Origin of the sequence: Antarcticirhabdus aurantiaca (genome assembly GCF_009765365.1) — a bacterium.
GTDB classification, from domain to species: Bacteria; Pseudomonadota; Alphaproteobacteria; order Rhizobiales; family Rhizobiaceae; genus Antarcticirhabdus; species Antarcticirhabdus aurantiaca.
In genome coordinates this window covers 55,683-79,057 of record NZ_VTOM01000010.1, presented here as the reverse complement: position 1 = coordinate 79,057, position 23,375 = coordinate 55,683, and the positions used below count along the sequence as shown (strand labels likewise).

At 67.3% G+C, this 23,375-nt stretch carries 30 protein-coding genes, 1 tRNA gene and 2 pseudogenes; 18 read left to right on the top strand and 15 right to left on the bottom strand.

The genetic code is table 11. From position 1 onward, the window contains the following. Positions 1-75: 75 nt before the first annotated feature. Positions 76-1,131 (bottom strand): YihY/virulence factor BrkB family protein, encoded by a 1,056-nt coding sequence (locus tag FZN60_RS13675; RefSeq protein ID WP_158874045.1) that lies wholly within the window; start codon positions 1,129-1,131, stop codon positions 76-78. A 201-nt stretch (positions 1,132-1,332) separates the two neighbouring features. On the opposite strand from FZN60_RS13675, the pseudogene FZN60_RS29420 reads away from it, so the two are divergent. From FZN60_RS29420 to FZN60_RS13665, 3 genes and pseudogenes are all read left to right on the top strand, one after another. Then, positions 1,333-1,563, top strand: a pseudogene (locus FZN60_RS29420) (helix-turn-helix domain-containing protein); the annotation flags it as partial. A 75-nt stretch (positions 1,564-1,638) separates the two neighbouring features. Further along, positions 1,639-2,013: pseudogene (locus tag FZN60_RS29415) on the top strand (S24 family peptidase); the annotation flags it as partial. 42 nt (positions 2,014-2,055) lie between these two features. Next, the gene (locus FZN60_RS13665) at positions 2,056-2,748 is read left to right on the top strand and encodes a thermonuclease family protein (protein WP_158874043.1); all 693 of its coding nucleotides are present in this window, start codon (positions 2,056-2,058) and stop codon (positions 2,746-2,748) included. Between the two features lie 16 nt (positions 2,749-2,764). Here the strand turns inward: FZN60_RS13665 and FZN60_RS13660 are convergent, their stop codons facing one another. Together FZN60_RS13660 and FZN60_RS13655 are read right to left on the bottom strand one after the other, a co-directional pair. Next, positions 2,765-4,408 (bottom strand): lysine--tRNA ligase, encoded by a 1,644-nt coding sequence (locus FZN60_RS13660; protein WP_158874042.1) that lies wholly within the window; start codon positions 4,406-4,408, stop codon positions 2,765-2,767. 86 nt (positions 4,409-4,494) lie between these two features. Next, entirely contained in the window at positions 4,495-5,361 is an 867-nt protein-coding gene (locus FZN60_RS13655; RefSeq protein WP_158874041.1) for a transporter substrate-binding domain-containing protein, read from the bottom strand. 33 nt (positions 5,362-5,394) lie between these two features. On the opposite strand from FZN60_RS13655, the gene FZN60_RS13650 reads away from it, so the two are divergent. The 8 genes from FZN60_RS13650 (at position 5,395) to FZN60_RS13615 (ending at position 12,744) form a co-directional block, all read left to right on the top strand. Continuing rightward, positions 5,395-7,374, top strand: a complete 1,980-nt coding sequence (locus FZN60_RS13650) for a glycosyltransferase family 2 protein (RefSeq protein WP_158874040.1) — start codon at positions 5,395-5,397, stop codon at positions 7,372-7,374. Beyond that, a complete protein-coding gene (locus FZN60_RS13645; protein ID WP_246726780.1) occupies positions 7,371-8,183 on the top strand; it encodes a polyphosphate kinase 2 family protein in 813 nt (270 codons plus the stop codon). The genes FZN60_RS13650 and FZN60_RS13645 overlap by 4 nt, the downstream gene beginning before the upstream one ends. Before the next feature lie 163 nt (positions 8,184-8,346). Then, on the top strand, positions 8,347-9,594 hold the full coding sequence (locus FZN60_RS13640; RefSeq protein ID WP_158874137.1) for an aromatic ring-hydroxylating oxygenase subunit alpha: 1,248 nt from the start codon (positions 8,347-8,349) through the stop codon (positions 9,592-9,594). 34 nt (positions 9,595-9,628) lie between these two features. Beyond that, entirely contained in the window at positions 9,629-10,741 is a 1,113-nt protein-coding gene (locus FZN60_RS13635; RefSeq protein ID WP_158874039.1) for an FAD-binding oxidoreductase, read from the top strand. 160 nt (positions 10,742-10,901) lie between these two features. Then, positions 10,902-11,624 (top strand): LuxR family transcriptional regulator, encoded by a 723-nt coding sequence (locus FZN60_RS13630; protein WP_158874038.1) that lies wholly within the window; start codon positions 10,902-10,904, stop codon positions 11,622-11,624. 90 nt (positions 11,625-11,714) lie between these two features. Further along, on the top strand, positions 11,715-12,407 hold the full coding sequence (locus FZN60_RS13625) for an acyl-homoserine-lactone synthase (protein WP_158874037.1): 693 nt from the start codon (positions 11,715-11,717) through the stop codon (positions 12,405-12,407). Beyond that, positions 12,404-12,589 carry a hypothetical protein gene (locus tag FZN60_RS13620; protein ID WP_158874036.1) on the top strand — a complete coding sequence of 62 codons (186 nt, stop codon included), beginning with the start codon at positions 12,404-12,406 and terminating at the stop codon, positions 12,587-12,589. The genes FZN60_RS13625 and FZN60_RS13620 overlap by 4 nt, the downstream gene beginning before the upstream one ends. A gap of 80 nt (positions 12,590-12,669) precedes the next feature. Then, positions 12,670-12,744: transfer RNA gene (locus tag FZN60_RS13615), tRNA-Gly, on the top strand. 102 nt (positions 12,745-12,846) lie between these two features. On the opposite strand, the gene FZN60_RS13610 is transcribed toward FZN60_RS13615, so the two are convergent. Beyond that, positions 12,847-13,167, bottom strand: a complete 321-nt coding sequence (locus FZN60_RS13610; protein ID WP_158874035.1) for a DUF3572 domain-containing protein — start codon at positions 13,165-13,167, stop codon at positions 12,847-12,849. Positions 13,168-13,285: 118 nt separating this feature from the next. Between FZN60_RS13610 and FZN60_RS13605 the strand changes: the two genes are divergently transcribed. From FZN60_RS13605 to FZN60_RS13585, 5 genes are all read left to right on the top strand, one after another. Further along, complete coding sequence (locus tag FZN60_RS13605) at positions 13,286-13,501, top strand: hypothetical protein (protein WP_158874034.1); 216 nt, start codon at positions 13,286-13,288, stop codon at positions 13,499-13,501. Positions 13,502-13,519: 18 nt separating this feature from the next. After that, positions 13,520-13,777, top strand: a complete 258-nt coding sequence (locus tag FZN60_RS13600; protein ID WP_158874033.1) for a hypothetical protein — start codon at positions 13,520-13,522, stop codon at positions 13,775-13,777. A 421-nt stretch (positions 13,778-14,198) separates the two neighbouring features. Further along, positions 14,199-14,675 carry a DUF995 domain-containing protein gene (locus tag FZN60_RS13595; protein WP_158874032.1) on the top strand — a complete coding sequence of 159 codons (477 nt, stop codon included), beginning with the start codon at positions 14,199-14,201 and terminating at the stop codon, positions 14,673-14,675. A gap of 124 nt (positions 14,676-14,799) precedes the next feature. After that, a complete protein-coding gene (locus FZN60_RS13590) occupies positions 14,800-15,936 on the top strand; it encodes a polysaccharide lyase family 7 protein (RefSeq protein ID WP_158874031.1) in 1,137 nt (378 codons plus the stop codon). Positions 15,937-15,965: 29 nt separating this feature from the next. Further along, a complete protein-coding gene (locus FZN60_RS13585; protein ID WP_158874030.1) occupies positions 15,966-16,283 on the top strand; it encodes a GntR family transcriptional regulator in 318 nt (105 codons plus the stop codon). A gap of 130 nt (positions 16,284-16,413) precedes the next feature. Here the strand turns inward: FZN60_RS13585 and FZN60_RS13580 are convergent, their stop codons facing one another. Next, on the bottom strand, positions 16,414-17,208 hold the full coding sequence (locus FZN60_RS13580) for a Crp/Fnr family transcriptional regulator (RefSeq protein WP_158874029.1): 795 nt from the start codon (positions 17,206-17,208) through the stop codon (positions 16,414-16,416). A 352-nt stretch (positions 17,209-17,560) separates the two neighbouring features. On the opposite strand from FZN60_RS13580, the gene FZN60_RS13575 reads away from it, so the two are divergent. Continuing rightward, the gene (locus tag FZN60_RS13575; RefSeq protein WP_158874028.1) at positions 17,561-17,998 is read left to right on the top strand and encodes a hypothetical protein; all 438 of its coding nucleotides are present in this window, start codon (positions 17,561-17,563) and stop codon (positions 17,996-17,998) included. Positions 17,999-18,187: 189 nt separating this feature from the next. Here FZN60_RS13575 and FZN60_RS29285 read toward each other — a convergent pair whose 3' ends face one another. From FZN60_RS29285 to FZN60_RS13555, 4 genes are all read right to left on the bottom strand, one after another. Beyond that, positions 18,188-18,385, bottom strand: coding sequence for a DUF3572 family protein (locus tag FZN60_RS29285; RefSeq protein WP_369413042.1), 198 nt, complete (start codon positions 18,383-18,385; stop codon positions 18,188-18,190). Between the two features lie 163 nt (positions 18,386-18,548). After that, the gene (locus FZN60_RS13565) at positions 18,549-18,746 is read right to left on the bottom strand and encodes a hypothetical protein (protein WP_158874027.1); all 198 of its coding nucleotides are present in this window, start codon (positions 18,744-18,746) and stop codon (positions 18,549-18,551) included. A 67-nt stretch (positions 18,747-18,813) separates the two neighbouring features. Next, positions 18,814-19,293, bottom strand: coding sequence for a MarR family winged helix-turn-helix transcriptional regulator (locus FZN60_RS13560; protein ID WP_158874026.1), 480 nt, complete (start codon positions 19,291-19,293; stop codon positions 18,814-18,816). A 146-nt stretch (positions 19,294-19,439) separates the two neighbouring features. After that, positions 19,440-19,817 carry a response regulator gene (locus tag FZN60_RS13555; RefSeq protein ID WP_158874025.1) on the bottom strand — a complete coding sequence of 126 codons (378 nt, stop codon included), beginning with the start codon at positions 19,815-19,817 and terminating at the stop codon, positions 19,440-19,442. A gap of 477 nt (positions 19,818-20,294) precedes the next feature. Between FZN60_RS13555 and FZN60_RS13550 the strand changes: the two genes are divergently transcribed. Then, entirely contained in the window at positions 20,295-20,612 is a 318-nt protein-coding gene (locus FZN60_RS13550; protein ID WP_158874024.1) for a helix-turn-helix domain-containing protein, read from the top strand. Between the two features lie 46 nt (positions 20,613-20,658). Here the strand turns inward: FZN60_RS13550 and FZN60_RS13545 are convergent, their stop codons facing one another. The 6 genes from FZN60_RS13545 to FZN60_RS13520 are packed head-to-tail and all read right to left on the bottom strand — an operon-like array spanning position 20,659 to position 23,369. Beyond that, positions 20,659-21,174: a hypothetical protein gene (locus tag FZN60_RS13545; RefSeq protein ID WP_158874023.1), complete on the bottom strand. Its 516-nt coding sequence runs from the start codon at positions 21,172-21,174 to the stop codon at positions 20,659-20,661. Between the two features lie 2 nt (positions 21,175-21,176). After that, complete coding sequence (locus tag FZN60_RS13540; RefSeq protein WP_158874022.1) at positions 21,177-21,404, bottom strand: hypothetical protein; 228 nt, start codon at positions 21,402-21,404, stop codon at positions 21,177-21,179. Next, the gene (locus tag FZN60_RS13535) at positions 21,401-21,541 is read right to left on the bottom strand and encodes a hypothetical protein (protein ID WP_158874021.1); all 141 of its coding nucleotides are present in this window, start codon (positions 21,539-21,541) and stop codon (positions 21,401-21,403) included. Before FZN60_RS13535 ends, FZN60_RS13540 begins: the two co-directional genes overlap by 4 nt. Before the next feature lie 2 nt (positions 21,542-21,543). Then, the gene (locus FZN60_RS13530) at positions 21,544-22,233 is read right to left on the bottom strand and encodes a hypothetical protein (RefSeq protein WP_158874020.1); all 690 of its coding nucleotides are present in this window, start codon (positions 22,231-22,233) and stop codon (positions 21,544-21,546) included. Positions 22,234-22,290: 57 nt separating this feature from the next. Further along, a complete protein-coding gene (locus tag FZN60_RS13525; protein ID WP_158874019.1) occupies positions 22,291-22,644 on the bottom strand; it encodes a ubiquitination-like system serine protease family protein in 354 nt (117 codons plus the stop codon). Between the two features lie 2 nt (positions 22,645-22,646). Beyond that, on the bottom strand, positions 22,647-23,369 hold the full coding sequence (locus tag FZN60_RS13520) for a peptidoglycan-binding protein (protein WP_158874018.1): 723 nt from the start codon (positions 23,367-23,369) through the stop codon (positions 22,647-22,649). Between the last annotated feature and the right edge of the window lie 6 nt (positions 23,370-23,375).

Sequence of the window (23,375 nt, the reverse complement as noted above, 5' to 3'; positions counted from 1 at the left end):
CCCCTGGAGCTCGCCCGCGATCCTATCCTCGTCTCGCCTCCGCGCGGTTTCGCGTTTGCGACGTCGCCAGGGCGTTCAGTGCCGACGCTTGCCGAAGAGCCCGCGCCGCTCGGCGGTCGGCGCCTTGTCCTTACGCGTGCTCTTGCCGATCGTGTCGGCGACGCGCGCGCCGCGCGAGCCGATCGGCTGCTCCGGCTTGTTCACCGTGTCGACGGCCGTCTGGTGCTCCATCTCGGCGTTGATCTCGGCGCCGATGATGAAGATCAACGAGGACACCCAGACCCACATCATGAAGCCGACCACCGCCCCGAGCGAGCCGTAGGTGGCGTTGTAGTTGGCGAAGGAGCGCAGGTACCAGGAAAAGCCGATCGAGGCCGCGAGCCAGACGACCGAGGTGAGAAGCGCGCCGAAGATCACCCAGGACCAGCGCGCCCGCCGCCGGCTCGGCCCGTATCGGTAGATCATCGCGATCGCCACCACGATGAGCGCGAAGGCGACCGGCCAGCGGAAGGCGGCGATCAGCGAGTCCGTGAAGGTCTGGAGCCCCAGGACCGACATGATCGCCGGCACGACGCCGACCGTGGTGATGAGCACGATGCCGACGAAGATCGAGGCCATCGTGAAGCAGAAGGCGACGAGGTTGAGCTTCAGGAAGGAGCGCTGCTCCTGCTCGCCATAGGCGACGTTCATCGCCTCGAACAGCGTCTTGATGCCGTTGTTGGCGCTCCACAGCGCGAACAGGAGGCCGCTGACGAAGCCGACGGACAGCGAGGCGGGATCCTGGCTCACCAGCTTGTCGAGCTGCTGCTCCAGGAGCTCGGTGCCGGCCTGGGGAAGGAACTGGCCGATGAAGGCGATGTGGTCGGAGATCGTCGCGGGATCGTTGACGAAGCCGTAGAGCGAAACGAACACGGCGAGCGCGGGAAACAGCGCCAGGAGGAGGTAGAAAGTCGCCCCCGCCGCGATCAGCATCACACGGTCCTCGAAGAAGGACGAGTAGAGCCGCATCGCGATGTCCTTCCATCCCCTCAGGGGGATGTCGAAGGGTCCCTCCGCGTCCCGGCCGCGCCCGGGCTCGCTCGCGCGCTTGCGCGTTTCCTCCGAGGTATAGGGTGCAAACCGCAAGGCCATCGTCGCCAATCGTCCCGAACTGTCGCCGCACGCGCTGAGATAAAGGCGAAGCGCTGCCGAGAAAGGTGGCGTGCCGCCTTTTCAACACAATCCCGCCAACCCTTCGGGTCGCGGCGCTGGACAGAAAGATGTGGTCGACCTAAAACGGCAACAGGATAATATTCCTTCCGCCGCGTCGGCGCGCACCCACGGACAGGCTCGATGTTCTCCCACGATCGCATTTGGGCCGCGCTCGATGCCCTGGCCGACCGTCACGGCCTGTCGCCCTCCGGCCTCGCCCGCCGCGCCGGCCTCGATCCCACGACCTTCAACAAGTCCAAGCGCACGGGCAATGACGGCCGTCCGCGCTGGCCCTCCACCGAGTCGATCCACAAGGTGATGGAATCGACGGGCGCGACGCTCGACGACTTTTCCGCCCTGATCCGCGGCGAGGGCCGCGATACCGCTCCCGCCTCCCCTGCCGCGCTGCCGCTCGCCGCGCTTCGCGGCGGGCCGGCCGTCACGGTGCCGCTCGTCGGTCTCGCCCAGGCGGGATCGGGCGGCTACTTCGACGATGCGGGCTTTCCTGCCGGACAGGGCTGGGAAGAGATCACCCTGCCCGCCACCGGCGGCGAGCCGGTCTACGCGATCGAAGTCGCGGGCGAGTCCATGAAGCCGCTCTACAAGGAGGGCGACATCCTGATCGTCGCCCCCGGCGCTTCGGTGCGGCGCGGCGACCGTGTGGTGGCCCGGGTCCGCTCGGGCGAGGTCATGGTGAAGACGCTGGAGCGCCGCACCGCCAAGACGATCGAGCTGTCCTCGGTCAACCCGGACTTCCCGCCCCGCCTCTTCGCGGCGGAAGACGTCGAATGGCTGGCCCGGGTCCTGTGGGCAAGCCAGTAATTTCGCGCTAGTTGGCGGCCGGGGACGCCAGCGGAGGGACGCGTGAACAGGATCAGCCAGAGCCTCGCCGCTCTCGGGGGCGTCCTCGTGCTCGTCGCCGTTTTCGCCGGAATCGCCAACCATCTCGCCCGCGAGGCGCGCCTCCAGGCCGAAGCCGAGCGCCTCGCCGCCCTCGCGCCGGCACCCGAGGCCGCGCCGAGTCCGGAGGCTTCACAGACAGCAGCGCCCGCCGGCCGGAACGTTTCGCCCGAAGAGGGCGTCCAGCGCACGCCGGAGGCCGGCGGTGCGCTGGTGCGCCTGCCGCCCCGCCTGCCCGAGACCGCCCCGCAAAAGCCCGAGGAGACCGACCGCGAGGTGCGCCTGCGCCTTCTCAGCCGGCCGGTCGCGGTGGATGTCGGCACGATCCGCGTCGGACGCGGCACCGTCACCCTGCCGGACATCGCGCCGCCCTCGCTCGATCGCACCTGCACCTCGGCCGGCGGCGAGGCCTGGCCCTGCGGCCGCCAAGCGCTGACCTCGCTGCGGGCGTTTCTTCGCGGCCGCGCCATCCGCTGCGAGGCTCCGGACGGCTTCGGCACCGCCGAGGAGGACCTCACCAGCGCCTGCACCGTCGGCGCCGGCGAGGACATCGGCGACTGGCTGGTGCGCAACGGCTGGGCCGAGGCCGCCCCCGACGGCCCCTATGCCGAGGCCGAAGCGAAGGCGCGCGAGGCGCGAACGGGGATGTGGCGCTAGGCGGAGCGGCGGCGCCTCAGCCGAGCCGCCCCTCCAGCGCGTCGCGGATCAGGGCCCGCGTGTTCCCGATCCCGTAGAGCGCCGCGAAGGAGCCGAAGCGCGGGCCCTTCTCCTGGCCGAGCAGGGTCCGGTAGAGCGCCGAGAACCACTCGCCCGAGACACCCGGTCCGCCGTCCGGTCCGGTCTTCTTCGGATCCTGGTAGCGCGGGATGGGGCGCGCGACGTCGAGGATCGCATCCTGGATCGCCTCGGCGCTGGAGCCCTCCGGCAGGCTCGCAAGCTTGGCGTCCAAGGCTTCCAGTGCTTGCCGCTCGACCTCGTCCGGCGACTGGAAGCGCTTGGCGGGCAGGACGAAGTCCTTGAAATAGCGCAGCGCGTAGCCGACCAGCCGGTCGAGCTCCGGGTCGCTTTCCGGCGTGGTGCCGGGCGCATAGCGCGAGATGTAGCCCCAGAGCGTCTTGGCGTCGGCCGCGTTCGACGCCGAGACGAGGTTGAGGAGCAGCGCGAAGGGCACGGCGATGCCCTTCACCGGCGGCTCGCCGCCGTGGATGTGGAAGACCGGGTTCTGGAGCCGCGCCTTCTCGTCCTGCCGGTCGAAGGCGCCGGCGAAGGCGTAGTAGTCCTCGACGGCGCGCGGGATGACGTCGAAGTGCAGGCGCTTGGCCGCGCGCGGCTTGTTGAACATGTAGAGGCTCAGGCTCTCGGGCGAGGCGTAGGCGAGCCATTCCTCGATCGTCAGGCCGTTACCCTTGGACTTCGAGATCTTCGCCCCTTCCGCGTCGAGGAAGAGCTCGTAGACGAAGTGCTCGGGCGGGCGCCCGCCGAGGATCGCGCAGATTTGGTCGTAGATGACCGCGTTGGTCTGGTGGTCCTTGCCGAACATCTCGAAGTCGACGTCCAGCGCCGCCCAGCGCATGCCGAAGTCCGGCTTCCACTGGAGCTTCACGTGGCCGCCGATCACCGGCAGCGTCGTTTCCGTGCCGTCCTCGTCTTCGAAGGTGACGGTGCCGGCCTTCGCGTCGACGGCCCGCATCGGCACGTAGAGCACGCGGCCGGTCGTCGGCGAGATCGGCAGGAAGGGGCTGTAGGTCGCCTGCCGCTCGGGGCCGAGCGTCGGCAGCATCACGGCCATGATGTCGTCGTAGCGCTCGGCCGCGCGCAGCAGCACCGCGTCGAAGCGGCCGCTCCGGTAGTAGTCGGTCGCGCTGGCGAACTCGTAGTCGAAGCCGAAGGTGTCGAGGAAGCGGCAGAGCATCGCGTTGTTGTGGTCCGCGAAGCTCGCATAATCCCCGCCGAAGGGGTTCGGCACGGCCGACAGCGGCTTGTGGAGGAAGGGCTCGAGGGCAGCCCGGTCCGGCACGTTGTCCGGGATCTTGCGCATCCCGTCCAGGTCGTCGGAAAAGCAGAGGAGCCGCGTCGGCACCTGGTCCTGCGTCAGAATACGGAAGGCGTTGCGCACCATGGTCGTGCGCGCCACCTCGCCGAAGGTGCCGATATGCGGCAGGCCCGAGGGGCCGTAGCCGGTCTCGAAGAGGACGGTGTCCTTCGGATGCTTCTCCAGCCGCGCCACGATCTTGCGCGCTTCCTCGAAGGGCCAGGCGTTGGACGCGCGGGCGGCCTCGACGAGGGCGGGATCGAGGAGAACGGAGGACTGGGACATGGCAGGGCGCAACCGAATTCGACGGACCGGACGGGCCCTCGGTAGGCACTCACGCTCCCTGCGTCAACGAACCTCGCCCCTCGGCGTCAAAAGGCGCTGATCGGGAAGTAGCGCAGGAGAAGCTCGGAGAAGACCTTCTTCCCCACGATCTGTCCCATCGCGTAGTCCATCGCCCGCGCCAGGTCGGCGTTCTCGCGCTTCACCGCGATGGCGAGCCCTTCCCCGAGGAAGCGGTCGGACAGGTACGGCCCGCCGGCGAAGGCGCAGCAGTTCGCCGCCGCGTCGCTGCCGAGCCAGAAGGACAAGCTCACCCCGTCGCCGAACATGGCCTCGACCTCGCCGCGCTTGAGCGCGTCCAGCGCCGCCTCGCGCGTGTCGAAGGCCTTCGCCTCGGCTTCGGGGAAGAAGGTGCGCAGCATCGCCGCATGGGCCGTTCCCGCCACCACCGCCACGGGCTTGCCGGCCACGGCGTCGGCCATCGGCTCGACGAGCGCCGTGTCCTTGCGTGCGACGAAGCGGGCGGGAAAGCGGAAGTAGGAATCGGTGAAGGCCAGCGTCTGCCGGTTCGCGGCGGTGACCGCGAGACCCGCGACGATCGCCTCGCCCTCCCCCTTGTTCAGCGCGTCCACCAGCTCGTTGAAGGGCTTGGCCTCGATCTGGCAGCGGTCGAGGATGTTCAGCTCCTCGCACAGCGCCCGCACGAGGTCGACGTTGAAGCCGGTCAGCCGGCCGCGCCCGTCGATGAAGTTGAAGGGCGGAAAGTCGCTGCTGGTCAGGAAGCGGTAGCGCTCGCGCTCGGGGAGAGGCGGGCGCGTGGCGCGCTGGCGCTGGTCGACGAAATTGGGCAGCGGCACGTCCTGCGCCTGGGCCTGCGCGAGCGCCGGCGCGGCGGGGCCGACGAGGCCCGCGGCCAGCACGACCGCCATCAACCAGGACGCGAGTCTGTCGCCCATGGGTTCGTTGCTCCCCGACAAGCGCCGCCTAGCATGCCGGGCGTGCGCGATCTGACCGGCGGCTCCGCTCCATCCTTCGAATGGCTCGGCGCCCTGGCCGGCGCGCCCGCGGGCTCGAGCCCGGCCGTCCCGTCCTCGGCGCGGGCCGACGTCCTGGCAGCGCTCGGCATCGACAAGCGGTCCTATCTCACCGCGCTCGGCCGCGCCAGCCGCAACGGCAGCGACGCCGCGGCCGAGCTGATCGCCGACGAGACGATCGGCGAGGCGGATTACCTCGCCGCCTGCGCCGTACGCCTCGGCTGCTCCGTCGCGCCGCCGGGACCGGGCGAGGACATCGTCGCCTTCGAGCCCCTGCCCGTCGGAGCGCAGCCGCTGCGGCTCCTGCGCCTCTGCAGCCGAAGCCTCGCCCCGCGCATGGTCTGCATGCCGCTCCTCGAAACCCTCGACGAGCTCGACGCCGCGATCCGCCGCGACCCGGCCCTTCGCGACCGCCTTGCCCTGGCGAGCCGCGCGGAGATCGCCGAGGCCCAGGGCAGGCATACGCAGGCCCATCGCCTGCGAGATGCCTGGCTCGGCCTTTCGGCCGACCGGCCGCACCAGTCGGCGCGAACGGTCGTCGGCGCGTCCCAGGCCGCGGCGCTGACGCTTGCCGCCGGCCTCGTTGCCCTCGCCGCCGTCCATGCGCCCGGTCCCGCGCTCCTTTCCCTCCACGCCTCGCTGTCCCTCCTCTTCTGCGCGACCATCCTCCTGCGCTTCAAGGCCGCGATGGAGGCGAAGCCGCCCTCCCGCAGGCCGCCGCGGCTGCCGCCTCTCCCGCCGGCGCCCCCGATCTACAGCGTTCTCGTGCCGCTCTACCGCGAGGCCGGCGTCGTCGCCGCGCTGGCTGCCGCCCTCGATCGCCTCGACTGGCCGCGCACGCGCCTCGACGTGAAGCTGATCTGCGAGGCCGACGATGCCGAGACCGTCGAGGCGGTGCGCCGGGCGATCGCCCGCCGCCCGCACATGGAGCTGGTCGCCGTTCCACCTTGCGAGCCGCGCACCAAGCCGAAGGCGCTGAGCTTCGCCCTGCCGCTCGCGCGCGGCAGCCTCGTCACCGTGTTCGACGCGGAGGACCGGCCCCATCCTGCCCAGCTGCGGGCCGCTTTCGCCGCCTTCGATGCGGGGCCGTCCGAGCTCGCCTGCCTCCAGGCGCCGCTCGCCGTCCTGGTCCGGGGACGCGGCTGGCTCGCCGACCTCTTCGCGCTGGAATACGCCGCGCTGTTTCGAGGCCTCCTGCCGTTTCTCGCCCGGCGCGGCCTGCCGCTGCCGCTCGGCGGCACCTCGAACCATTTTCGCCGCGTCGTCCTCGACGCCGTCGGCGGCTGGGACCCGCACAACGTCACTGAGGATGCCGACCTCGGCATCCGCATCGCGCGGGCCGGCTACCGGATCGGCGTGATCGAGACCCCGACCGACGAGGAAGCGCCCGAATCCTGGCCGGTCTGGCGCAACCAGCGGACCCGCTGGATGAAGGGCTGGATGCAGACGCTGCTCGTCCACCTGCGCGCCCCGAGCCGCCTTTTCGTCGACCTCGGCCCGCGCGGCAGCGCCGTCTTCGTCCTGCTCTTCGTCGGCATGCTGCTTTCGGCCCTGATCCAGCCGCTCTCGCTGCTCCTCGTCGGGCTCGGGCTGCGCGACCTCCTGTCGGGCGAAGCGCTGGACGGACTGCAGCTCGCCCTTCTCCTTCTCGACATCGCCAACATCGTCGGCGCCCCGCTCGCCTTCGGGCTTCTCGCCTGGCGTTCCTTGCCGCCGGCGGGGCGCATGGGCTTCGTCCGGCGCATCCTTCTCCTTCCGGCTTACTGGCTGCTCGTCGGCCTCGTCACGGCTCGCGCCGCGGGACAGCTCGTCTTCGCGCCGCATCGCTGGGAAAAGACGCCGCACGGCGCCGCCGGGCGCCTGCGCCCTTTGCGGGCGTCGCGGCTGCGGCAGATAAGAAGGCCGCATCCATCCGAGGAGACAGCCGCGCCGTGACGAAGAACAAGACCACATCGCCGCCCAAGCTCGCCGACCTCGACATGGACAAGCGCCTGTCGTCCGAGGAAAGCGAGCCGAAGATCGCCGCCATCCAGGAGCAGTTCCAGAAGATCCAGCAGGCCTATCTGCGCCACGGCGCGACGGGCGTGGTCGTGATGGAAGGGTGGGACGCCGCCGGCAAGGGCGGCACCATCCGCCGCATGTCGGCCGTCATGGATCCGCGCGGCTTCCGCGTCTGGCCGATCGCCGCGCCCGAGCCGCGCGACCTCAAGCGCCACTATCTCGCCCGCTTCTGGGAGCGCCTGCCGGAAAAGGGAGAGATCTGCGTCTTCGACCGCTCCTGGTATGGCCGCGTGCTCGTCGAGCGCGTCGAGGGCTTCGCCACGAAGGAGGAGTGGAAGCGCTCCTATCGCGAGATCGCCGAGTTCGAGAAGCTCCTGACCGACGCGGGGGCGCGCATGGCCAAGATCTTCCTCGCCATCACGCCCGACGAGCAGATGAAGCGCTTCGAGAAGCGCCTCAACGACCCCTTGAAGCGGTGGAAGCTGTCCTACGAGGACTTCCGCAACCGTGAGCGCTGGGACGACTACGAGGCCGCCGCCGACGAGATGCTGGAGAAGACCCACACCGACAACGCGCCCTGGCTCGTGATCCCAGCCAACAGCAAGAACTATGCCCGCGTCACCGCCCTTTCCGCGATCGCCGACCGCCTGTCGGAGGGCCTCGACCTGTCACCGCGCCCGCGCGACGAGGAGCTGGTGGAGCGCTTCGAGAAGCTGAAGGAGAAGGAGCGCGGGGGCGACTGACGGCGCCATGTCGCACCGCGTCAAGGCGTGTCGCTTTCCCGCGCGCCGAGGTGCGGCCTTGGTGGTTTGATCCGGCTCGTCCGAGGGACGTGGCGGCCGGCGGCGACGAAGCCCCCCGCGCCCCGGACGCTCCGCACGAGAACAGCAGGGATTGATCGAGATGGTGGACGCGCGCGACGACATGCTGAAGCGGCTTCGCGATCGGCGCGAGGGCTACAGCCTCGATCGGCCCTTCTACGTCGATGCCGACTTCTACAAGCTCGATCTCGAGCTGATCTGGTATCGCGACTGGCTGTTCGCCGGCCACGACTGCGAGCTGCCCAAGGCGGGGAGCTACATGACCCTCCAGGTCGGCGACTACCCGGTCGTGATCGTGCGCGACCGCCAGGGCGGCATCCGCGCCTTCCACAACGCCTGCCGCCACCGCGGCAGCCGCGTCTGCACGCAACACAAGGGCACCGCCGCCCGGCTCGTCTGCCCCTACCACCAGTGGACCTACGAGCTCGACGGCCGCCTCCTCTTCGCCCGCCAGATGGGGCCGGACTTCGACCCGTCCGGCTTCGGCCTGAAGCCGATCGCCTGCGAGAGCGTCGCCGGCTACATCTTCATCTGCCTCGCCGATCAGCCGGCCGACTTTGCGCCCTTCCGCGCCGCGATGGAGCCCTACTTCGCGCCCCACCGCCTCACCGAGGCCAAGATCGCCTACGAGTCGACCATCATCGAGAAGGGCAACTGGAAGCTCGTCTGGGAGAACAACCGCGAGTGCTATCACTGCGCGGGCAACCACCCCGAGCTCTGCAAGACCTTCCCCGAGGCGCCCGTCGCCACCGGCGTCCAGAGCGCCGAATCCGACCCTGAAATCCTCGCCCATTGGGAAGCCTGCGAGGCGGAAGGGCTGCCCGCCCGCTTCCGCATCGACCCGGACGGCCAGTTCCGCACCACGCGCACGCCGCTTCTCGGCGACGCCGTCAGCTACACGATCGAGGGCACCGAGGCGGTCAACCGCCTCCTCTCGGACACGGTCACGGCGAAGAACATCGGCGCGCTCCTCCTCTACCATTATCCGGGAACCTGGAACCACGTCCTCACCGACCACGCCGTCACCTTCCGCGTCCTGCCGCTCTCGGCCAACGAGACGGCCGTCACCACGAAGTGGCTCGTCCACAAGGACGCGGTGGAAGGCGTCGACTACGACCTCGAGCGCCTCATCCACGTCTGGACCGAGACCAACGACCAGGACCGGCGCATCGTCGAGGAGAACGCCTTCGGCATCCGCTCGCCCGCCTACCAGCCCGGCCCCTACTCGCCGGTCCACGAAGGCGCGGTGATGCAGTTCGTCGACTGGTACGCGCGCTTCGCGCAGGACCGCCTCACCGAAGGCGCCGCGCCGGCGCTGCGCAGCGTCGCCTGATCCCAGCGCCCGAAAACCGGCGGAGCCGCTTGTCATGACCGCGACGACGATCGCCCCCGGCGCCCTTCGGCTCGACCGAGCCAAGCCGTTCGATGCGAGGGCGCAGCGCCTCGTCTGCATGGGCCGCACGTCCCATTCGGCCGATGCGGCGAGCTTCCTGTTCCGCGCCGAGGGCGGCGGCTTCTTCGCCTACGAGCCGGGCCAGTTCGTCACCCTGGAACTGCCGCTTGCCGCGGGGCCGCTCCACCGGACCTACACCCTCTCCTCGACGCCCTCGCGCCCCTTCGCGGTCGAGGTCACCGTCAAGGCTCAGGGCGCGAGCCAGGCCTCGCGCTGGATGATCGAGCATCTGCGGCCCGGCATGGCACTGAAGGCGCTCGCCCCTGCCGGTCGTTTCACGCTCTCGGCGGCGGATCCCGCTGCCCGCGGCTACCTCTTCGTGTCGGCCGGCTCCGGCGCGACGCCGATGATGTCGATGCTGCGCTGGCTCGCCGACTGCGCGCCGGAGGCCGACGTCGTCTACCTCCACGTCGCCCGCCGGCCGGAGGACATCCTCTTCCACCACGAATTGGAGCTGATCGACGCCGGCATGCCGAACCTGCGCCTCGGCTTCCTGGTCTCGCAGGGCGCGGGTCCCAAGGGCGGCGGCCGACGCGGCTGGGCGGGGCCGGTCGGCCGGCTCGACGACACGCGCTTGTCGCTCCTCGCGCCCGACCTCGACGGCCGCGACGTCTTCTGCTGCGGTCCGGAAGGCTTCATGGATTCGGTGCGCGCGCTCCTCGAAGCGCGCGGCTTTCCCATGGCTCGCTACCATCAGGAAAGCTTCGGCGCGACGGGTGCCGGCGAGCCCGCGCCGGTCACCGCCGCGCAAGCGCAGGCCGCCCCGGCCGGCGCGCCGATCCGCTTCACCCTCAGCGATCGCGAGGCACGCGCCATACCCGGCCAGACCGTGCTCCAGGCCGCGCGCGGTGCCGGCGTTCGCATTCCCGCCGCCTGCGAGTCCGGCCTTTGCGGCACCTGCAAGGTCATGGCCGCCGGTCCCGTGGAGATGAGCCACAATGGCGGCATCCTCGACGAGGAGATCGAGGAAGGCTACATCCTGGCCTGCTGCTCGCGCCCGACCGGCGCGATTTCGGTGGACGCCTGAGACGATCGCGAAACTATAAGTAATACGTTATAATATAAGTATACTCAAGGTTGCAGACCTGCCAGCGCAGGGCGGTTCCTTCCCTCCTCGGTCATCGGGTAAAGGCTTGTAAAGGCGGAGGCGTCTTCGAATCGCGCTCGTCGAACCAAGGACCGGTACTTTGACCTTGCAGATCGAGCATGTCGCCTTCGACTTCATCGACGACGTGAAGCGGCTGCGTGACCCGTCCGCCATTCTCGACCGGCTGCGGATCACCAGCGCCTCGCTCGGCTATCCCTATTTCATCCTGACCGGCCTGCCGCTGCCCAATCAGCGGCTGGAGCCCTTCGTGATGCTCAACGCCTGGCCGGAGGCCTGGTACGAGCGCTACACGGCCGAAGAGCACTTCCACCACGATCGCGTCGGCCAAGCGGCGATGCGCACCACCGAGCCTTATCGCTGGAGCGATCTGGCGATCGGCGCGGAGGATCGTTCTGCGTTGCGCGTGATGGACGAGGCGCAGAGCTGCGGTCTCGTGGACGGCTTCATCGTGCCGATGTTCTCGTCGGACAGTTGGCAGCAGGCCTGCGCCTTCGCCACCGACCGGCCGGCGCAATCCTCGGACCGGGAACTGGCGGCGCTTCACGTCATGAGCGTCTTCGCGGCCGGCGCCGCGCGCGCGGCCTTTCAGCCGCTTCGGGACCTTCCGGAGCTGACGACGCGCGAGCGCGAGTGCCTGCACTGGGCGGCGGCGGGCAAGTCGGCCTGGGAAACCTCGCAAATCCTCGGCATCGGCCTGGAAACGGTGCGCACCTACCGGCGAACGCTGCGGACCAAGCTCGACGTCGCGACCATGGCGCAGGCGGTGGCCGAAGGCTGTCGCCTCGGCATCATCGCCAGCTGACCGGCGGCGGGCAACTCCCCCGTTCGGGGGAGTGGCTGCTCCCGTGCCTCTAGGTCACCTTCGCGGCAAGCAAAGCCGCGGAGGCCGACCATGCTGGACGTCCATGTTGTTTGCGCGACCAACCGCCACCTCTACGAAAGCGCGCTCGACGATTATTTCCGGTGGCGCTACCGGTGCTACACGCTGGAGAAGGGCTGGTTCCCCCCGAACGAGCTCGGTCTCGAGACCGACCAGTTCGACACGGACGACGCCTTCCACCTCCTCGGGTACCACGAGGGAAGCCTCGTCGCCGGCACCCGCCTCGTGCCCTGCCATCGGCCCAATCTCCTGTCGGAGGTTTTTCCGACCCTTGCCTCGCGCGGCCTGCCCGGCGCTCGGCACCAGGCGGATTGGACGCGCATGTTCGTGGTGCCCGCCAGCCGCCGCCGCGGCCATCAGGGCGTCGCGGGCGCGATGGTGGCGGCCGTGATGGAATACTGCCTCGACGAGGGCATCAGCGCCATCGGCGGCGTTCAGGAAACCTACTGGCTGCCGCGATGGGCGGATTTCGGCTGGGACGTCGAGGTCCTCGGCCTGCCGCAGACCATCGCCGGAACGAGTTGCGTGGCCGCCATGTTTCGCTGCGCCCCGGAGGCTCTCGAAGGCGTCCGGGCGGCGACGGGCATCGAAGGGACGCAGATCCGCCGCCGCGGACCCGTTCTGCGCTTCGTGGACACGGATCCGGCCCCTGCATCCCAGCCGCGCCGCATCGACCAACATCCCGTTCCGGAGGCCTTTCTGTGATCCTTCAGTTCCCGCGCAAGCTCCGTGCGGAGCCCTCGACTCTGGAGCAGGGAAACCGCGACGCGGACCTCCACGCCATGGGCGTGATGCTGAGCTACCTCATGGCCGAAGCCGAACGACTGGACCTGCAGGGGCTGGCCGATACGATCCGCGCGGCCCGGGCCAAGCTGCCCGAAGCCTGACGCCGATCCGCCCGTATCTTTGCGCCGGAGCCCGCTTGCATGAGCAGGCGGGCTCCGCTACGGTTTGCCCACCTCGGGATGCGGGCGTAGTTCAGAGGTAGAACGTCAGCTTCCCAAGCTGAATGTCGTGGGTTCGATTCCCATCGCCCGCTCCAACAAAATCAAGGCTTTGCTGGCTTCCTGATCCAACCGTCCCGAAAATTGGACGGATATTGGACGGATAAGGCTGGGCAGCCACGAACCACCGCGAACAATCGTCATCCGTCCAATCCGTCCAATTGCCCCCTCTCCGGCGCCAGCTTATCGCGCGCGATCTGCACGGCAGCGGGGTCGAGCCCGGCGCGGCCGGCAAAGTCCATCGTCGTTGGCTCGTAGGCGAGGATGAAGTCGAGGAGCCCGGCGAAGAAGGCAGGCTTGGCAGCCTCGGCGCGCAGCTGCTCGACCTCCAGGCCCGACATATCGAGGAAGCGCTGGAAGAGCTTCGGGTCCTCGGAGAGAAAGTTCAGCGCTTCGATGCCGACCGCCTGCGGGTCCACACCTGCGCCGGCGACCTTCCTCATGTTCGTCAATTCCAGCATGGCACACCTCGAATCGCCGTCTCCGCGTGATGATGGTCGGAAGCGACGACAAGAACAAGACGTGAACATCAACGGCGGACGTGCCATGATGTCCGGGCCGAATCAGGAGCCCTGCCCCATGTCGAACGCTGCCGTCCGCTCCTCCAGCCCGCCGCCCGCCGACATCGACGTTGGGGCCAGCATCGACGCGGCGGCGCAGGCTTGTGGCGGCGACGTGCGTGCGGCCGTTTGGGAGCTCTTGATCCGCAACGCCTGGCTCGAGGGCGAGGTGGAGCGGCTGAACGGCGCCGTCTCGTACGGCTACGCCCGCCGCGGCCTGCCCGCGCACCGCTGACACAAAAGGGAGGATCGCATGGCCACGAAGACCGTCTACATGGCGCAAGGGTTCGAGAAGAAGGGCAAGGGCTTCCGGCCGGGCACGCCCTTCCCGTTCAAGACGGCCGACGATGCTCGCCGTCGCGCCGAGCGCGGTCGCGACAACTTCAACGCCAAGATCGTCGGCTTCATCGCCTTGCAGATGGACCTGGACGACGAGAGCGGCGAGCTGCAGAACGAACCCGTGCTCCTCGCCAAGTTCGGCGAGTTGCCGAAGGAGTTCTCGGACGAATGATCCGCGCCGCTCTCCTATGCTTGGCACTCGCGCTGCCCAACATCGCCTCGGCGGAACCGCTCTCAGCGGCGATGCCCGGATGGCGACCGAAGCCCAAGATCACGGGATAGCGGGGCTTTTGAGCGTTCAAACCGCGTCGTCCTTCACGCATTCCGCCACACCCACAGGCGCCCGAGTTTCGCGCCGGCGGCGAGCAGATTAGTTGAGGATGAAGCGACCCGGTGCGAGCCGAAGACGACGGATCGTTACGAGCGACCGTGGTGCGGCCTGCTGCCGCGGGTTCGATACCGTATCAGGGCCGTGCCGAGCTGAGGGCGGCAAAGAAGACTTTTTCGCGGATGGATAGATTTGGATTAACTTGGACGATTGATTTGCCGCCCCCTGGCGCTCCCTCTGATCGGAAGCGAATAGGAGGATGCATATGAGCTTCGCGGGTTACCTTGCTGGAACGAGCTTCCTTGCGTCAGCGCTCTTGTCGGCCTCAGCTTGGTCGGCACAGTTGCCCAACCTGTCTCGTGCCGTTGATCCGGCAGAGATTCGCCAGATCTACGCCGGCAGAACCTGGGCGTGGAAGGAGCGGCCGACCGGAATCTACTTTGCTCCGTCCGGTGCGCTCCAGGCATATGAGAACGCACCAGACGAGCGGGTGGGCACCGGAAGCTGGCGCATCGATGGCAAGGGTCGTCTGTGCGTTGACATCCGCTGGCAGCGGATCGCTGGCGGCGCAAGCAGGCATCGCTCATGCTGGAGTCATCGCCGCGTCGGCAGCGTGATCTGGAAACAGCACGACGACCGCAGCGAGTGGTACAGCGTCTTTGGCGGCTCAAAGGAGGCGGGCCGTGTGTCCGTTGGCAATCGGATAAGCCCAGTCATCGAGCGCGCCCTCGCGCGGCGCTGACGAGCACTTCACCACGCGTTAACGCGCCTCTGCCACTGTCGGGGTGACCTGCAGCCCCGAGCTCGACGTCCTGCCCCAATCCACCGCTCGCGGGCATTCCCCAGGTCGGATCGGCTGGATTCCGTTGAGTACCGACACTGTCCCGAGCGCACATTTCGACCTCGCCAACTGGAAGCTGACGCTTCCCGTGGACTCGAAGGGAGGCATTACCGGCACGGCAGTCGAGGTGAAGAGCCTCATCGGCTACGAGAATGCGAACTACTTTTTCGACCGGGCGGACGGCGCCATGGTGTTCCGCGCTATGGCGGAGGGAGCGACGACGAGCGGCTCAAAATATGCCCGCTCCGAGCTTCGCGAGATGAACGGCTCCGAGCGCGCCGCCTGGAGCCTTGCCGAAGGCGGCACAATGACCGCCACCCTGTCGGTGGATGCCGTGCCGACCCGGGCGGACGGCTCGGCGGGGCGCGTGGTGGTGGGCCAGATCCATGGGCAGGACGACGAGCTCGTGCGCCTATATTGGGAGAAGAACAGCGTCCACTTCGTCAACGACCAGGCCGGCTCCGGCAACGCCGAGACGACGTTCCTGTTCAAGAATGCGGCGGGCAAGGCACCCAGCATCAGCCTGGGCGAGACCTTCTCCTACAAGATCGACGCGCAGGGCGACCAGCTCGAGGTGTCGATCTTCGCAGACGGCGACATCTACACCTCGGTCAGCCGCATCAACCCGGTCTGGCAGTCCGACGCGTTTTACTTCAAGGCTGGCGTTTATCTCGGCGTCAACGAGACGCAGGGCTCGGGGATCGGCCAGGCCTCCTTCCACGGCCTCGACTTCAGCCACCAAGACGGCAAGGGCCTCGGAGGTCTCACTGATGCGCCTCCCTCATCTCCGCCGTCCCCGCCGCGGTCCGGCATTCATGCTGACATTACGACGCGCCTCTATCACGCCACCTTCGACCGGGCGCCTGAAGCTGCGGGACTCGCATTCTGGACCGCCGCGATGGATCGGGGCATGGCGGCGGCCGATGTCGCTGATCGCTTCGTTGCGTCGCCGGAATTCTCGGCGACCTATGGCGGCCTGACGGACGACGCCTTCATCGGCCTTCTCTACCGCAACGTTCTTGGGCGAAACGCGGAAGCCGCGGGGAAGGCTTACTGGCTGAACGTCCTAGACGGGCCGGCGGACCGCGGCGACGTGCTGATCGGCTTCTCCGAGTCGCCCGAGCACCGTCACGCCGTCTCTGCCCTCCTCGACCTTACCTGAGCGTCGGCACGTTTAAAGCGGGCACACTCGTGCAGCCTCTGGTCGACGCCGACAAGGCCGCGGCAGCGAGCACCAGCACGGGCGCGAACGCGAGGAGCACGGCGCCGACGAGCCACATGCGCGGGGCAATCGAGGTGATGGGGGCGTCCGGCATCGGCCGCTCCACCGTGCGCGAGGTCATGCGCCACTTCCAGGCGCTCGGCGTCGTCGAAACGCGGCGTGGCTCGGGCTCATTTCTTCTCAAGCCCGTGTCGGCTGTGACGATCCATCTGCCGCTCTCGATCGAGCCGGATCCGGCGAGCCGCTCGCCGCACCACGCTCGACGTTTGCCGCGCGCTGGAGGTTGAAGCCGCGATAATGGCGGCGCATCGGACCGCCGACGCCGACATCAACCGCCTTGGTCGCCTGCTCATTGCGCTGCCCCCCCCCCGCTTGAGGGAAGCAAGTGCGCCAAGAAATTCGGAGCCTACCTCTCTCTCAGATCGCCAGCGGCTCGACGAAGGCTTCCAATTGCCTTCGGGGCGCGACCGGCTCTTGCAAAGGCGTCGCGACACTGATCAAGCCAGCTAAGTAGGATGGCCATTCGCCAACTGCCTTCCTCAAGCCAGCAACGTCGCTGATGACGATTCGTCCACGCTCGGTTCGGAGAAGCCCCTCCGACTGCAGCTGCTTCAAGGTGCGGCAAAGATGGACATGCGTGACGCCGATGGAATCAGCTAGATCAGCTTGTACCAGCGGAAGCGTGACCTTATTGCCCGTCGACAACCCAAAAGCCTCCAAGCGCCACGTAAGTTCACTTAGGAGACGCACGAGACGCTGCTCTGTGCCGCGGCGCCCAACGTTAACAAGCCATTCGCGCGACAGCGCGTCATCGAAGTGTCTCGTCAAGGAAAACGCTCGAGCGAGGGCCGGCCGGCGAAACAGTTCATGCAGCGGAGGCCGCGACAGAGCCGCTGTACAACCGCGAGCCAACGCTCCCACGCTGAAGTCGTAAGGCGCATTCGAAAACAGGTTTGGATCGCACAGATCGCCTGGGAGAAGGATCGCGAGGATTTGCCTCGAACCATCTGCTAAAAGCTTGTATCGGCAGAAGAAGCCTGACAGGACGAGGTGAAGCTCTCGACGCTGATCCCCATCGCAAAAGACGTCCGTTCTTGCTTCATGCACGGCGGGATGCTGAACGAGCATTTGAACGGCTTGCTTGTCGGCAACACTCAAGGTGCCGAGGCGCTCCAGCCTTCCCGTAAGGAGCCTTGCAGCTTCCGTTAGCATGATAACCCCTCGCCCGGCTCAGGGGCCCGGCCGCCGTTTGATGTCCCCAGCTACGAACGTGCTCGAAGGTAATCGGCTGCACGGGTTGATCTCAATTAATGATTTGCTCACCAAACTTAGAAAAGATCAACGATACCGTTTGGGCAGTTGCGTTGGCAGCCACAATACGCCTAACGGTGATTCTCCCGTCATCGCGTTCAAATACAAGAAAAAATGACCGGGACGGCGCATTATCATCGCTGCCCGTTCCAATTTGGCACACCCCATCAATTCCGATCAAACACATTCTCTCCGCATTGTGATTGGATGGAGCTTGGCTCAGACCGAGCGGCAAGGACGGAGCGCACGGCCGATGATCTTCAAGCGTGTGCTTGTCTGTGGTGGCAGCCACAATACGCCTTGGGCAGCCGTTTTGGACGCCCTTGACGAGCTTGCAGCCAATCTTCGGCAGGAGGCAGCCCTGCTGAACAACGAACTTCATCTGACCATCATCCACGAAGGTCGGGGCTCCGACGTCGGTAGCTATGCGGACGGCTGGGCCGTGGCAAACAAGGTGTCAACAGAAGAGTTCTCGTTCGAGTGGATGCCCGCTGGTCTGGAACGCAATGAAAACATAATCGAGCTTGGGCGTCCCGACGTAGTACTTGCTTTCGTCGGCAATCCAAGCAGCCTTGATCTTATCGGTCTTTCGCGAAAGGCAGGGATCGTCGTTCATCTGCTCGCGACATCAAGTCACAACCGTCAGAAAGACGCACCTGAGCAGCATTCGTCATCCAGAAGCCAGACATAGATTTGCACTGATTCACACCAGAAGCCCAACAGAATTGTGGATAACCAGGAGATAAGGGCTTGGCGCGGCTGACCGGCGCCTGACCTCGTCCTTCCCATCACACATCCCGCGAAAGCTCGCCTCAGAAGAAGAGCACCCTGTCGCCCGGCAAATTAGCCGACATCGGCCTCGCGCCCGGCTAGAGTCAACTTATCGCGCGCGATCTGCACGGAAGCGGGGTCGAGCCCGGCGCGGCTGGCGAAGTTCCATCGTTGTCGGCTCGTAGGAGAGGATGAAGTCGAGTAACCCGGCGAAAAAGGCCCGCTTCGTCGCCTCGGCGCGCAGCTGGCCGACCTCCAGGCCTGACAGGTCGAGGAAGCGCTTGAAGAGCTTCGGGTCCTCGGCGATAAAGTTCAGCGCCTAGATGCCGACCGCCTGCGGGTCGACGCCAGCACTCGCCTTCTTCAGGTTCGTCAGTTCCAGCATCGTCCACCTCGAATCACCGTTGGGGCCGGAATGATCTCGGAGTATCCGACCCAGAACAAGACATGAACGATGCGCCCGCGACGGTCTACAGCCGGTCCTCGGCCGGCGCCGTCGCGCCTACGATCGCGCCGTCCTGGACGAGGATGGCGTTCGCCGACTGGACGGTGATCGACTTGTCGGTCGCGCTGCCGGCCGGCAGGCTCGCCGTCACCATCAGGCTGTAGGCGCCGTCCGGTAGAGCGTCCCACCGACAATCGGGAAGCAGCCGGTCGATCGGCACCACGGCGCGATCGGTGTTGCGCCAGGTGCTGGATGCGCAGAGCTGTAAGCGATGAAATCGTCGGAGATCGTCAACGAAGCCGCGACAAGCGTCCGCTGAGAACCGCGGCCACTAGATCGAGCGTCGCTGCTACATCCGCCTGCACGTTCGATGTCTTCAGTCCAGCTAACACCTCAGCCTCCAGATCCGTCCGGATCTCACGAACCTTGGCCTGCCTCTCCAGGCCAATCGGCGTCAGCCGCAGGCGGGTTCGTCTTCCATCGTCGTCATCAGACTCCCGCACGACCCATCCTTGAGCGACCATTATATCGGCCATCTTCGAGATCGTGGATGGCCGGACGTTGAGCGTTCGCGCCACGAGGGTGACGGTCATGGTGTCCTCCAGCCTCAGGAGATCCAGGAGCGAGTCCTGCCCGACCACGACGTCGATCGCGGCCAGCTTCAACTGCATGAGTTGCCGAAAGGAGCGCGACATGGATAGAAGCACCGCCACGACACTGTCAGGTCCCCCTGGCACATCCTGGCTGCCGGCTTTGACATGCTTACGCATAGGCGCCTCCGACGGCGACCACCAATAAGGCTTCAGCGTATTGCTTCCGCTGGCTGATAATGAGCCAGCTAGCCGGACTTCGTCAATATTCAACTCGCGACTTCTTTCTGAGCCGCTGGTTGATCATGGCTTTCTTGCCTCGACTGTCAGCCCCGCCGAAGCGGAAGCAGCAACCGTACAACATTCTCCGCGTCCATCGGTTTCTGATACACAGCGATGTCGTCGAGGTCATCCGGCATAAACCAGTCATCATAGCCGGTGACGAACAGCATCGGTACGCCATGCTCGCGCAGACGGGCCGCGACAGGAAAAGACGCTTCGTCTCCGAGGCTGATGTCTAGGACAGCGACATCGGGAAGCCCCTCCTTCGCGATGATCTCGAGAGCGGTCGCGACGTCAGAAACAGGTCCGATCACATGGCCGCCTCGGTGCTGGATGGCCTCGGCCAAGCTCGTGGCTTGGATGTAGTCGTCCTCCACCACGAGAATGCGCTTACCTTCAAGGTTTTGGGCTTCGAAGGCCAATGACGTTCCCGATCCTTCAAGAAACCGTGGGCGCGAAGCTACTTAGTGCACTTCTTTGAACGAGACACCTCACTGACGTCGCTGCGAACGAGGTTGGCATTCCGTCGTTCCGCAGCTGCCGCCTGGTTGGAACGACCGGCAGGCTGATCCTGCGAGAAGCACTCCAAGCGTCACGGCGAGGCGAGCTGACGAAATCCACAGAGCGGAAGGGACCTACCGGGCTTCGCTGCCGGTGAGGAAGGCTGGGCGGGATCTCAGACGAAGCACGCAGCCGCGTCACCATGCTGCTGGAACGGTCGCGCGAGCGGGAGGTCATCAGGTCGCACGTCGCGTGCGGGGATCGGCATTCACCTACCCATTGGATGATGGACGGCCATCGAAGCGCCATGGCATTTGCGACTCGCGAACTAAGATGGATGTCTCTTGCGCTCTGACGGTACAACAACGAATTCGCGGGCGTCCGACCTGGATCGAGCTATGGCAACGCGAGTACGCGAGGCTCGCATCTCCAAGGGCCTCAGCCAGATCGCTCTCGCCGACGAAATCGGTGTCACTTACCAGCAGCTGCAGAAGTACGAGAGCGGGCACAACCGCATAGCCGTGGCTCGGCTCTCCAAATTGGCTCGTGCGCTCGACCTGCCCGTGTTGGCGTTCTTCTCCATCGAAGAGCGCGGCCGTTCACCGCAGGCGATAGATCACGACGAGCACCTGATCGTGGCAGCGTTCCGCTCGCTTCCTCCAAATTTCGCAAAAGCCTTCCGCGAACTGGTCATAGCGATGGCGAGATCGGCTTAGCCGAGGGCTTGCGAAGCCGCTCGCAACCCTCAGCAGGATCGCGAGATCACGGAGATGATGCTGGCGACGTCGCACCGACGATCGCACCGCCCTGCACGAGGACGGCGTTCGCCGACTGGACGGTGATCGACTTGTCGGTCGCGCTGCCGGCCGGAAGGCTTGCCGTCACCATCAGGCTGTAGGCGCCATCGGGCAGCTGATCCCAACGGCAATCCGGCAGGAGACGGTCTATCGGCACGACGGCGCGGTCGGTGTCGCGCTCGATGACGCGCCGGCCGCTCGAAGCGCAGGGCTGCGATCCATCCTCGCCGAGCAGCTCGACGACGGACACCACCGGCAAGTCGCCGACGTGGCTGCGCCGCCAGACGATGACGACGTCGCCGGGCGGCAGGATTTCGACGCGATCGATCTCGAACCAGAACGATGCCGGCGCGACCTGGACGGCGAAGCGCCAGAAGGCGTCCCAGCAGAAGAGCAGAAGTGAGAAGATCACGAGGATGCGGAAGAACGTCGCCGAGGCGCGCGCGGCGGCGCGGCGCACCGACCGGAGGATAGCGGGCATGGTCACTCCCCCTTCCCTTCGTCGACGGGTCCGACCTTCAGCATGCCGGTGATCACGGCCTTGAAGACGGAGCGCGCCCAGTTCACGTCGACGCCGAGCGCGACGGCGATGAGCATCAGGTAGACCTCGGAGCCGACGGGCTTGGCCCACAGGTTCATGCCGTGGTCGGACACGTAGAGGGCGCCGAGCGCGAGAAGCGCCAGGACGCGGAGAACGGCTTCGACGGTCACGGCAGGCGCCTCACGGACATGATGGTGGTGGACAGCGTCCAGGCGACGGCCGCTCCGGGATGCACGATCGCGAGCCCCAGCCCGGTCGAGGTGAGAAGGAGCGCGACGGCGCAGGTCGCGAGGCGGCCGGCGCTCATGATCAGACGCCCGGCATGCCGACGGCAGCACCGGCCGGGAGCGGCGGCGCCTGGCGCACGAGGCGCGCGGTCTGCTCTTCCGGATCCTGCAGTTCGCCAGCGGTCAGCGGCAGGGGCGGCAGCTTGCGCAGCTCGTCGCCGAGGCGGCCGACCTTCTCGATCGCCGCGTCGATGGCGCCGGTGTCAACGGCCGGCTTCAGCGTCTCCGTCTCGCCGACGACGAGCTGATCGAACATCCAGCCGGAGGCGTTGATGCGCTCGGCGACGAGCTCGCGCAGGGTTGCCTCATCGACGCCGATGCGCTTGAGGAGGTCGGGCGAGCGGGCGGCGAGCTTGCCGGCGGCCTCGGCCACCATCGGGTTGCGGACGTCGACGGTGATGCGCCCGTCCGGCCCAAAGAGGCGCTCGCGGGCGCTCGTCTCGATCGCCTCGACGACGCGGGCGATGCCAGCGTGGAGCGTGGCGTTGTCGCGGGTCTGGAGGATGGCGAGGTCGATGCCGGTCTTCTTCTGGATCAGCGCGGCAAGGATACCGAAGGCGCCGACCGCGGCGGTGGCGAGGACGCCGAAGAGGATGTCGAGGCCGTAGGAGGCGATCGGCGTGAGGTCTATCTCGGCGGCGAGCGCGACTGAAGGCGCAGCGGCGAGAAGGCATGCGAGCGCGAGCGCGCCCGCGAGGCGGGAGACGTGCATGGGATGGTTCCTGGTTTCTGAGGGGGATGGAGACGGGCGCGGCGCGCCGGCGGATGATCAGCCGTCTTGGCCGATGTCGAGGCGCGGCAGGTCGACGATCTCGCCGGCCAGCGCGTGGGTGCAGTCGTCGAGGAAGTGCATGCGCCCGACCATCACGAAGGAGTGGCAGACGAGCGGGCGCGGCTCGATCGTCTCGCCCGCCATGACGCGGGCGTGCTCCTCGTCGGTGAGCGGCTGGACACCCTCGACCATGACGGACGGCGTGAAGGTCGGCTTGTCGAAGGAGCCGTTCCACATCCAGCGCGGGCCAGCGCCCTCGCCGGCCCCAACGCCGTGCAGCGCGCTGCAGCCCGGGCAGTGGAAGAACAGCCGCCCGTCGTCGGTCGTGCGCAGGACGCCGCGCGCGGCCATCGTCAGAGCCTTGCGGCCTGCACGTGCATCGCGTCGCGACCCCAGGCTCGGCCGAGGCTGACCCACCCCTCCGCTTCCCAGGCCTCCCAGAACGGCACCGCGTCCGGCTGGCCGAGCCGGGCCTTCGCGAAGGGCGTGTTCAGCCCGTTGCGCTTCGGGTCGAAGTCGATCGCGATGCCCCACGAGTGCATCGAGTAGGCCGAGCCGCCGCGCATCCGGCGCACGTTCAGAGAGCCGCCGAAGAGATCGATGCCGAGCTCGGCGCGCTCCTTCTCGGAATAGGTCGCGGCGATCCGCACGAAGGCGCGCTCGGCACTGTCGGCGACCTTCGAGTGCAGCGTCATGGCGCGCACGCGCGTGCCCTTGTCCCAGGCGAGCTTCATCTCGAACGGCAGCGTCACGCGCACCTGGCTCTCGCCGACCGGGCCGTAGAAGGACAGGCAGTCCTTCTGCCGCGGCCAGACCTGCGCGGCCGCCGGCGCCGCAACGCCCTCGGCAACGTCGCGCGGCGGGAGGGTTGCCGCGATCGCGGCCGGCACGGTCGAGGACGACGCGCGCAGAGCCTCAACCACCAGCGGGTCGGCGACACCATCGACCTTCAGGCCCTTGGCCTTCTCGAAGGCCTTCAGCGCCGCGATGGTGACGGGGCTGATGTTCCCGTCGATGAGGCCGCACGGGAAGCCGTGGGCGGTGAGGCGGCTCTGCAGCCACTTCTCGAACGTCATGGTGTG

Coding starts and splice junctions, on each gene's coding strand:
- FZN60_RS13675 (WP_158874045.1), bottom strand. CDS start 1,131: ATGGCCTTGCGGTTTGCACCCTATACCTCGGAGGAAACGCGCAAGCGC.
- FZN60_RS13660 (WP_158874042.1), bottom strand. CDS start 4,408: ATGTCCCAGTCCTCCGTTCTCCTCGATCCCGCCCTCGTCGAGGCCGCC.
- FZN60_RS13655 (WP_158874041.1), bottom strand. CDS start 5,361: ATGGGCGACAGACTCGCGTCCTGGTTGATGGCGGTCGTGCTGGCCGCG.
- FZN60_RS13650 (WP_158874040.1), top strand. CDS start 5,395: ATGCCGGGCGTGCGCGATCTGACCGGCGGCTCCGCTCCATCCTTCGAA.
- FZN60_RS13635 (WP_158874039.1), top strand. CDS start 9,629: ATGACCGCGACGACGATCGCCCCCGGCGCCCTTCGGCTCGACCGAGCC.
- FZN60_RS13625 (WP_158874037.1), top strand. CDS start 11,715: ATGCTGGACGTCCATGTTGTTTGCGCGACCAACCGCCACCTCTACGAA.
- FZN60_RS13610 (WP_158874035.1), bottom strand. CDS start 13,167: ATGCTGGAATTGACGAACATGAGGAAGGTCGCCGGCGCAGGTGTGGAC.
- FZN60_RS13605 (WP_158874034.1), top strand. CDS start 13,286: ATGTCGAACGCTGCCGTCCGCTCCTCCAGCCCGCCGCCCGCCGACATC.
- FZN60_RS13600 (WP_158874033.1), top strand. CDS start 13,520: ATGGCCACGAAGACCGTCTACATGGCGCAAGGGTTCGAGAAGAAGGGC.
- FZN60_RS13595 (WP_158874032.1), top strand. CDS start 14,199: ATGAGCTTCGCGGGTTACCTTGCTGGAACGAGCTTCCTTGCGTCAGCG.
- FZN60_RS13580 (WP_158874029.1), bottom strand. CDS start 17,208: ATGCTAACGGAAGCTGCAAGGCTCCTTACGGGAAGGCTGGAGCGCCTC.
- FZN60_RS13575 (WP_158874028.1), top strand. CDS start 17,561: ATGATCTTCAAGCGTGTGCTTGTCTGTGGTGGCAGCCACAATACGCCT.
- FZN60_RS13560 (WP_158874026.1), bottom strand. CDS start 19,293: ATGCGTAAGCATGTCAAAGCCGGCAGCCAGGATGTGCCAGGGGGACCT.
- FZN60_RS13550 (WP_158874024.1), top strand. CDS start 20,295: ATGGCAACGCGAGTACGCGAGGCTCGCATCTCCAAGGGCCTCAGCCAG.
- FZN60_RS13545 (WP_158874023.1), bottom strand. CDS start 21,174: ATGCCCGCTATCCTCCGGTCGGTGCGCCGCGCCGCCGCGCGCGCCTCG.
- FZN60_RS13535 (WP_158874021.1), bottom strand. CDS start 21,541: ATGAGCGCCGGCCGCCTCGCGACCTGCGCCGTCGCGCTCCTTCTCACC.
- FZN60_RS13530 (WP_158874020.1), bottom strand. CDS start 22,233: ATGCACGTCTCCCGCCTCGCGGGCGCGCTCGCGCTCGCATGCCTTCTC.
- FZN60_RS13525 (WP_158874019.1), bottom strand. CDS start 22,644: ATGGCCGCGCGCGGCGTCCTGCGCACGACCGACGACGGGCGGCTGTTC.
- FZN60_RS13520 (WP_158874018.1), bottom strand. CDS start 23,369: ATGACGTTCGAGAAGTGGCTGCAGAGCCGCCTCACCGCCCACGGCTTC.